The organism is uncultured Caldilinea sp., from assembly GCF_937128415.1.
Lineage (GTDB): Bacteria > Chloroflexota > Anaerolineae > Caldilineales > Caldilineaceae > Caldilinea.
In genome coordinates this window covers 1-7,452 of the sequence record NZ_CAKZMJ010000110.1, presented here as the reverse complement: position 1 = coordinate 7,452, position 7,452 = coordinate 1, and the positions used below count along the sequence as shown (strand labels likewise).

Annotated in this window: 8 protein-coding genes; 7 read left to right on the top strand and 1 reads right to left on the bottom strand. The window is 64.3% G+C overall.

Features of this window, described 5'->3' with window-relative positions:
- The 7 genes from Q0367_RS20845 to trpC all read left to right on the top strand — a co-directional run.
- The coding region (locus Q0367_RS20845) for an anthranilate synthase component I family protein (protein WP_298984539.1) at positions 1–1,029 on the top strand (1,029 nt) is incomplete at its 5' end.
- A gap of 41 nt (positions 1,030–1,070) precedes the next feature.
- Positions 1,071–2,135 (top strand): tryptophan--tRNA ligase, encoded by a 1,065-nt coding sequence (gene trpS / locus Q0367_RS20840; RefSeq protein ID WP_297634356.1) that lies wholly within the window; start codon positions 1,071–1,073, stop codon positions 2,133–2,135.
- A 79-nt stretch (positions 2,136–2,214) separates the two neighbouring features.
- Positions 2,215–2,808 carry an aminodeoxychorismate/anthranilate synthase component II gene (locus Q0367_RS20835; protein WP_297634359.1) on the top strand — a complete coding sequence of 198 codons (594 nt, stop codon included), beginning with the start codon at positions 2,215–2,217 and terminating at the stop codon, positions 2,806–2,808.
- Between the two features lie 19 nt (positions 2,809–2,827).
- Entirely contained in the window at positions 2,828–3,862 is a 1,035-nt protein-coding gene (locus tag Q0367_RS20830; protein WP_298984535.1) for a phosphotransferase family protein, read from the top strand.
- A gap of 25 nt (positions 3,863–3,887) precedes the next feature.
- A complete protein-coding gene (locus tag Q0367_RS20825; RefSeq protein WP_298984532.1) occupies positions 3,888–4,901 on the top strand; it encodes a hypothetical protein in 1,014 nt (337 codons plus the stop codon).
- A gap of 25 nt (positions 4,902–4,926) precedes the next feature.
- Entirely contained in the window at positions 4,927–5,970 is a 1,044-nt protein-coding gene (trpD, locus tag Q0367_RS20820) for an anthranilate phosphoribosyltransferase (protein ID WP_298984529.1), read from the top strand.
- A 108-nt stretch (positions 5,971–6,078) separates the two neighbouring features.
- Complete coding sequence (gene trpC / locus Q0367_RS20815; RefSeq protein WP_298984526.1) at positions 6,079–6,936, top strand: indole-3-glycerol phosphate synthase TrpC; 858 nt, start codon at positions 6,079–6,081, stop codon at positions 6,934–6,936.
- Here the strand turns inward: trpC and Q0367_RS20810 are convergent.
- On the bottom strand, positions 6,922–7,452 hold a 531-nt coding region (locus Q0367_RS20810; RefSeq protein ID WP_298984523.1), incomplete at its 5' end, for a response regulator. The genes trpC and Q0367_RS20810 overlap by 15 nt on opposite strands.

Sequence of the window (7,452 nt, the reverse complement as noted above, 5' to 3'; positions counted from 1 at the left end):
AACCTGGTCGTCTTCGACCACGTGCGCCATCGCATCCAGGTGATCGCCAATCTGCGCGTCGAGGCCGACCTGCGCGGAGCCTACGCCGACGCCATCACCCGCATCGAGCACATCATCGCCGACCTGCGCAAGCCGCTCACGCCGCCGACCGCCCGGGAACTGCCCACGCCCGAAGCCTGGCGCAGCAACTTCACGCAGGCGGAGTTCGAGGCGAGGGTGCGCGCCGCCAAGGAGTACATCGCCGCCGGCGACATCTTCCAGGTCGTCCTCAGCCAGCGCCTCTCGCGGCGCACCGAGGCCGACCCGTTCACCATCTACCGCGCGCTGCGCATGTTGAATCCCTCCCCCTATATGTTCTATCTGGACTTCACGGGCGTGGCGGGCGTCGGCCCCGAGCCGCTGCGGCTGATCGGCTCTAGCCCGGAGATGCATGTGCGCCTGGAGGACGGCTACGCCTATCTCCACCCCATTGCGGGCACGCGCTGGCGCGGCAAAAACGAGGAAGAGGATGCAGCGCTGGCCGCCGACCTGCTCGCCGACCCGAAGGAACGCGCCGAGCACGTGATGCTCGTCGACCTGGGGCGCAACGACCTCGGCCGCGTCTGCGAATACGGCAGCGTCACCGTGCCGGTGATGATGGCGGTGGAGAAGTACAGCCATGTCATGCACATCGTCAGCGACGTGCGCGGCAAGGTGCGGCCGGAGCACAACGCCTTCAGCCTGCTGCGCGCCACCTTCCCGGCCGGCACGCTCAGCGGCGCGCCCAAAATCCGGGCGATGGAGATCATCGAAGAGTTGGAAGGCGTCCGTCGCGGCGTCTACGGCGGCGCCGTCGGCTACATCGACAACGACGGCGCCATGGACACCTGCATCGCCATTCGCACCATCGTCATGCAGGGGCAGACCTGCCACCTCCAGGCCGGCGCCGGCATCGTCGCCGACAGCGACCCGACCTATGAGTTCAACGAGTCGATGAATAAACTCAAGGCGCTGGCGGTGGCGGTCGAGCAGGCGGAAAAAGGAATCTGAATTTTTATGTCGAACGAAATCGTTTCTGAGGAGGGGAATTCATGACCGAGCAACTTCGCAAGCGCATTCTGACCGGCGACCGACCGACCGGGAAACTGCACCTGGGCCACTACGTGGGCAGCCATCGCAACCGGCTGCGCTTCCAGGACGAATACGAATGCTTCTTCCTGATCGCGGACCTGCACATGCTGACGACGCGGCCGGACAAGGAGAGCATCGAGCAGATCGCCGACATCGCCCGCGAGATCGTGCTCGACCACCTGGCCATCGGCATCGATCCCAACAAGGTGACCTTCTATTTGCAATCTGCCGTGCATGAAGTGTACGAATTGCAACTTTTGCTGTCTAGCCTGGTCACGGTGGAGCGGCTGCAGCAGTTGCCGACGATCAAGGACATGGCCGCCGCGGCGGGGTTCGAGCAGATCCCCTACAACCTGCTCGGCTATCCGGTGCTGCAGGCGGCGGACATCCTGCTGCCGCGCGCCCATCTGGTGCCGGTGGGCAAGGACAACGAAAGTCACGTCGAGCTGGCGCGACAGATCGCGCGTCGCTTCAACAACGCCTACGGCGAGGTCTTCCCGCTGCCCGAAGCCTACGTCGAGGGCGGCACGTTGGTCGGCACCGACGGCCAGGCCAAGATGAGCAAAAGTCTGAACAACGCCATCTTCCTGAGCGATGACGCCAAGACCGTCGAGCGCAAGGTCATGGGCATGTACACCGATCCCAACCGCATTCGCGCCGACATCCCCGGCCGCGTCGAGGGCAATCCGGTCTTTATTTATCACGACACCTTCAACCCGAATAAGGCTGAAGTGGAGGAGTTGAAAGAACGCTATCGCGCCGGCAAGGTGGGCGACGTGGAGGTGAAACAGAAGCTGGCGATTGCCCTCAACAATTTCCTGGAGCCGATCCGCCAGCGTCGCGCCTATTATGCGGCGCAGACGGGCTTCGTCGATGAGCTGATCTACAAGGGCACGCTGCGCGCCCGCGAGGAGGGCAAACAGACGCTCTCCGCCGTCAAGAAGGCGATGGGGCTGGCCGGCGCGTGGAACCGCATCAGTCGCGCGGCGGAGAAGCGCATGAAGAAGGTGGAGGCGGGGGAGTGAGAGAGGGGGAGAGGGGGAGAGCGGGAGAGCAGGAGAGCGGGAGAGCGGGAGAGCAGGAGAGCGGGAGAGGAGGGATGAGATGATTGCGGTGATCGACAATTACGACAGTTTCACCTACAATTTGGTGCAGTTTTTGGGCGAATTGGTGCAGCACATGCCCGTGCGGGGAGAGAGTCGCGCCGAGATTCGCGTCTGGCGCAACGACGAGATCGACGTCGAGGAGCTGGCGGAGCTGCGCCCGACGCATATCGTCATCAGCCCCGGGCCGGGAACGCCGGAGAAGGACAGCGGCATCAGCAACGACGTGATTCGCATCCTGGGGCAGACGACGCCGATCCTGGGCGTCTGCCTGGGGCAGCAGTGCATCGGCCACGTCTTCGGCGGGCGGGTGGTGCGCGCGCCGCGGCTGATGCACGGCAAGGTCAGCCCGGTGCACCACAAGGGCGTCGGCGTCTTCAAAGGGCTGCCCAGCCCGCTGACGGCCACGCGCTATCACAGCCTGATCGTCGCCGAGCCGCTGCCCGACGCGCTGGAGGTCACCGCCTTCACCGCCGAGGGCGAGCTGATGGGCATCCGCCACAAGACGTTGCCGATTCACGGCGTGCAGTTCCACCCTGAAAGCATTCTGACCGAACACGGGAAGGATCTGCTGGCGAATTTTCTGAAAATGTGAGGGGGACGCCTCAAATTCTATGCCGGATCCGACCGCTTCCGTCTACGCCTATCTCACCTCCGCGCCGGCCAGCGGCTTCGCCGGGCTGCGCGTCGAGCTGCTCGAGCACTGGCGCGGGGACGACAACCTGCTGTGGAAGGTGCGCGCGGGCGGCGAGACAGCCGTCGTCAAGCTCTTCCTGGACGCCGGACAGGCGCGCGGGCGTCGACAGTTCGACGGACAGCAGATCTTTGCGCCGCAAGGCATTGCGCCGCAGCCGCTCTGGTTTGACCGTTACCCGGAGGGATTGGCGCGGCAGGTGCTCGTCTATCGCTGGGTAGAGGGGCGAGCGCTTCAGCCGGACGACGTTCACGACCTGACGGCGCTTGTCGCCAGCGTCGCCGCCGTCCATGGCGGGAACGTCGATGCAGTGCGTCGCCTCTCTCCGCGCGCCCTCAACCTGGAGTACTTTTGGAGCATGCTCGCCGGCGGGCTGAAACCGATGCAGCGTTGGCTGGAAGAGATCGGCTGTCATCAAATCTCGACATTGTTGCCCCTGTTGGAAAGGCGCGGGGAGGCGCTGGTCACAGAAGCGGCGCTGCTCTGGCGTTCGGCGTCGCCCACCCCGGTTCACGGCGACCTGCGCGTAGAGAATGTCGTGCTTCAGGGAGGACGAGCGGTGTTGCTCGACTGGGAGATGTTCGGACTGGGGGACGCGGCGCTGGAGGTGGCGGAATTTCTGCATCAACAGCGCAGGCGCTGGCGGCCGGCGCTTCAGGAGCATTTGCTTGCGGAGTACGCCTCTCTTTCCGGCGACCTCGCCGCTCCTGAACGCGTGACGCTCTACCGATGGCTCCTGCCGTTGCGCGATGCATCCTTCCTGCTCAACGGCGCGCGCCAGACGACTCCGGAGGAGCGCGCACAGCCGGAGTTCAGCGATTCGCTTCCCTGGCTCGTCGAAACATCGGCGCGTTCGCTCCTGGAGTGCGCAGAAGCGCTGGAACTCCGCATGGACCTGGATGTAGACGGTTTGCGCCGTGAAGTGGAGCTTATCTTTAGACGCACTAATCTTTAAACGCACAAAATGAAAGGGGTGAAGCATGGCGGCGTCAAACAGCTTCTCATCGCTGTTTGGGGATGCGTGGCGGGTTTACTGGCGTCATCGCAAGCTCTGGGTGCTCGGCGTCATCTCTGCGCTGTTCGGTTACAGCGGCGTCAACGTCAATGTAAACTACGAGGTGCGACAGCCCCTCAACATCGAACCGCGCCAGATGTCTCAGCCGATGATCGCCGTCCTGCTCGGAGAACGATGGCAGGAGTGGATGATTCTATTCGCAGGGCTGATGCTGGTGGCGCTCGCCTGGGCTATCGCCTCGCTCGTCCTGGGCGCCTGGGTGCAGGGCGCGCTGATCCGCATGGTGCAGGGCATTTTGCACGGAGAGCCGCTCGAGCTGCGCGGCGCATTCGGCGAAACGCGGCGACGCCTCCCCACGCTGGTTGGGGTGAGTCTGATCGGTTTTTTGCCTGCACTGGTCATGTTGGGGCTCACCCTGGCGGCGGTCGCCCCGATCCTATCGACCTTGCTCTTCCGCCCGCTCCAGGAAATCGGACAAATGCCCGAACAAGCCTTGCTTTCCGCATTTACTCCGCTGCTCTGCCTGGTCCCTCTGCTGCTCTGCATCGGTCTCCCGCTCATGATCGTCATCGGCGTCCTGTTTGTGGGCGCGCAACGCGCCTGCGTGTTTGAGTCAATGGGGGCGTGGGCTTCCTACCGGCGGGCGGCCAGGCTTATGCGCGCCAATTTGGGCCACACCGTGTTGGCTACAGTTCTCCTTTTCATCATCGGCCTCGTTTTCGGCGCCCTGGCGTCGTTGCCGGCCGCCCTGCTGTGGATGCCGATTGCCCGCGCGGTGCTGCAAGCGGCATGGACGCCGGCGGTGATCGTCAACGGAGTGTTCCTGGCAATCTATCTGCTTGTCGTCAATCTTGGGCTGGGCGGCTGGATCGCAGGGTTCGCCTCTACGTTGTGGACCCGTTTGTACGTAAATTTCATGGCAAAAGATCGCGCTGCATCCTCATTTTTGTCGGCGCCGCTCGAGGGAGCCGCTGCATAGCGATCGTATTCAAGGAGGAGCCAAAATGAGTTTGCAACCCATTCAACACGCTATTCATCGCCTTTTCGCCCATCACGATCTGACGGTGGAGGAGGCGGACGCAGCCATGACGCAGATCATGGAGGGGGAGGCCACGCCTGCGCAGATCGGCGCCTTTCTGGCTGCGCTGCGCATGAAGGGAGAAACCGTCGATGAGATCACCGGCTGCGCACGCGCCATGAAGCGCAGCGCCGTCCAGGTGCACCCGCGCATCGGCGACGCCATGCTCGTCGACGTGGTCGGCACCGGCGGCGACAGCCTCGGCACCTTCAACATCAGCACGACCACGGCCTTCGTCGTGGCGGGCGCGGGCGTCAAGGTGGCCAAGCACGGCAACCGCGCCGTGAGCAGCCGCAGCGGCAGCGCCGACGTCTTGGCCGCCTTGGGCGTCCACCTGCAACTGACAGCGGAGCAGGCCGCCGAATGCATCGAAGAGATCGGGCTGGCCTTCCTCTTTGCACCCGCCTTCCATCCGGCCATGCGCCACGCCATCGGGCCGCGTCGCGAGCTGGCCGCGCGCACCATCTTCAACATCCTGGGGCCGCTCACCAACCCGGCCGGCGCCACCAATCTGCTGGTCGGCGTCTTCGACCCGAAGCTCACCGAGCCGATGGCGCGCGTGCTCGGTCAGATGGGCGCGCGCGGGGCGTTCGTCGTGCACGGCGCAGGCGGCGCCGACGAGCTCAGCCTGACCGGCCTGAATCGTGTCAGCCATCTATGCAAGGGTGAAGTGCGCACCTACGAATTTGACGCGCAGGAGATTGGGCTGCCGCGCGCCGCCATCGAGGAGATGATCGGCGGCAGCGCCGAGGAAAACGCCGCCATCACCCGCGGCGTCCTGAGCGGCGAGATCCGCGACGCCCGCCGCGACGCCGTCCTCCTCAACGCCGCCTTCGCGCTCAGCACCGAAAGCGGCGATCTGATGGCCGGGCTGGAGAGAGCGCGCGCCAGCATCGACAGCGGCGCAGCCCTGCGCGTGTTAGAATCGTATATTCGGAAGACGCAAGGGTTCGTTGAATCGACAAGATAACGGGCGAGAGGTGTTTGCGGAGCCATGATGAGTTGGTTGAACCAGACAGCTCGCCCCTGACGCCCTCAAGCCCCAATGCCCAAAACCTTTCGTGGAGGAATGCCCAAGGTGAAGCCATCCAAGCTTGACATTGCCAAACATCAGGGCGAAGTGCTGAATCTGATCATGGCCTGGAAGCGTCAGGAAGTCCCCCGTCAGATGGAGATTGCGCCGTTGGCGCAGGTGAAGGCGTTCGCCCGCCTGGCGCCGCCTGCGCTCGACTTCGCCGCTGCATTGACTGCCGAGCCAGGCGCCAGCCTGATCGCCGAGGTGAAGCGCGCCAGCCCCTCCAAGGGCGTCATCGCTCGGGAGTGGGACCCGGAGCAGATCGCCGAGACCTACGCCCGCAACGGCGCAGCGGCCATCTCCTGCCTCACCGACAGTCGCTTTTTCCAGGGCAAACTGGAGTATTTGACCGCCATCAAGGAGCGTCTGCGCGAGATCGGCAGAGCCGTGCCGGTGCTGCGCAAAGATTTTATCTACCACGAATATCAGGTCTACGAGGCGCGCATGGCGGGCGCCGACGCCATCCTGCTCATCGTCGGCGTGTTGGGAGACAACGATTTGCGCGAGCTGCGCGAGCTGGCTGAAAGTCTGGGCATGGCTGCCCTGGTGGAGGTGCACGACGAGGCGGAAACCGAACGTGCGCTCAAGAGCGGAGCGCGCATCATCGGCGTCAACAACCGCGACCTGCGCACCTTTCAGGTGGACATCGAAACCACCGGTCGGCTGCGCAAGTTGATTCCGCCGGACAAAATCCTCGTCGGCGAAAGCGGCATTCGCACGCCCGAAGACGTGCAGCGCATGGCGGCGATGGGCTGCGACGCCATCCTGGTCGGGGAGACCTTCTGCAGGCTGCCGCAGGCGCAGCGCGCAACGAAGGTGAAAGAATTTGTCGAGGCGGGCAGGCGCTCATGGCGAGCGTAAACGCTCTTTTTGTCTGAACGCCTCTTCCAACGCAGCGACAAGTCGCTCGATGCGCACGGGCTTGGGAATGACGCCGTCCATCCCCGCCTCGCGCATCCTGGCCACGTCGGCTTCGGTGACGGCGGCCGTCATGGCGTAGATGAGCGGCTGCCGGCCAAGCGGCAGGCGGCGGATGCGATGCGCCGCCTCAAAGCCGTCCATCTCCGGCATGTGCAGGTCCATCAGGACCAGATCGTACTCCTTGCGCTGCAGGGCGGAGACGGCCTCCGCGCCGTTGGCGGCCAGCTCGGGCCGGTAGCCGAGACGCCGGAGGGTCATCGCAGCGACTTTCTGGTTGACCAGATTATCCTCCACCAGCAGAATGGACAAGGGCTGACGCTCCCCCAAAGATGCGTCGAAGAGCGACGCATCTTTGCGCTCCTTCTCCGGCGTTTTGGGTGACTGCATCAATGCGCGGCGCATCTGCTCCAGCAAAACTGCGACGGGTGCAGGTTTGCGCAGCCAGAGGTCTCCACC

Bases quoted from the DNA above. Each gene is read 5' to 3' on its own strand.
- trpS (WP_297634356.1), top strand. From the start codon at position 1,071: ATGACCGAGCAACTTCGCAAGCGCATTCTGACCGGCGACCGACCGACC.
- Q0367_RS20835 (WP_297634359.1), top strand. From the start codon at position 2,215: ATGATTGCGGTGATCGACAATTACGACAGTTTCACCTACAATTTGGTG.
- Q0367_RS20830 (WP_298984535.1), top strand. From the start codon at position 2,828: ATGCCGGATCCGACCGCTTCCGTCTACGCCTATCTCACCTCCGCGCCG.
- Q0367_RS20825 (WP_298984532.1), top strand. From the start codon at position 3,888: ATGGCGGCGTCAAACAGCTTCTCATCGCTGTTTGGGGATGCGTGGCGG.
- trpD (WP_298984529.1), top strand. From the start codon at position 4,927: ATGAGTTTGCAACCCATTCAACACGCTATTCATCGCCTTTTCGCCCAT.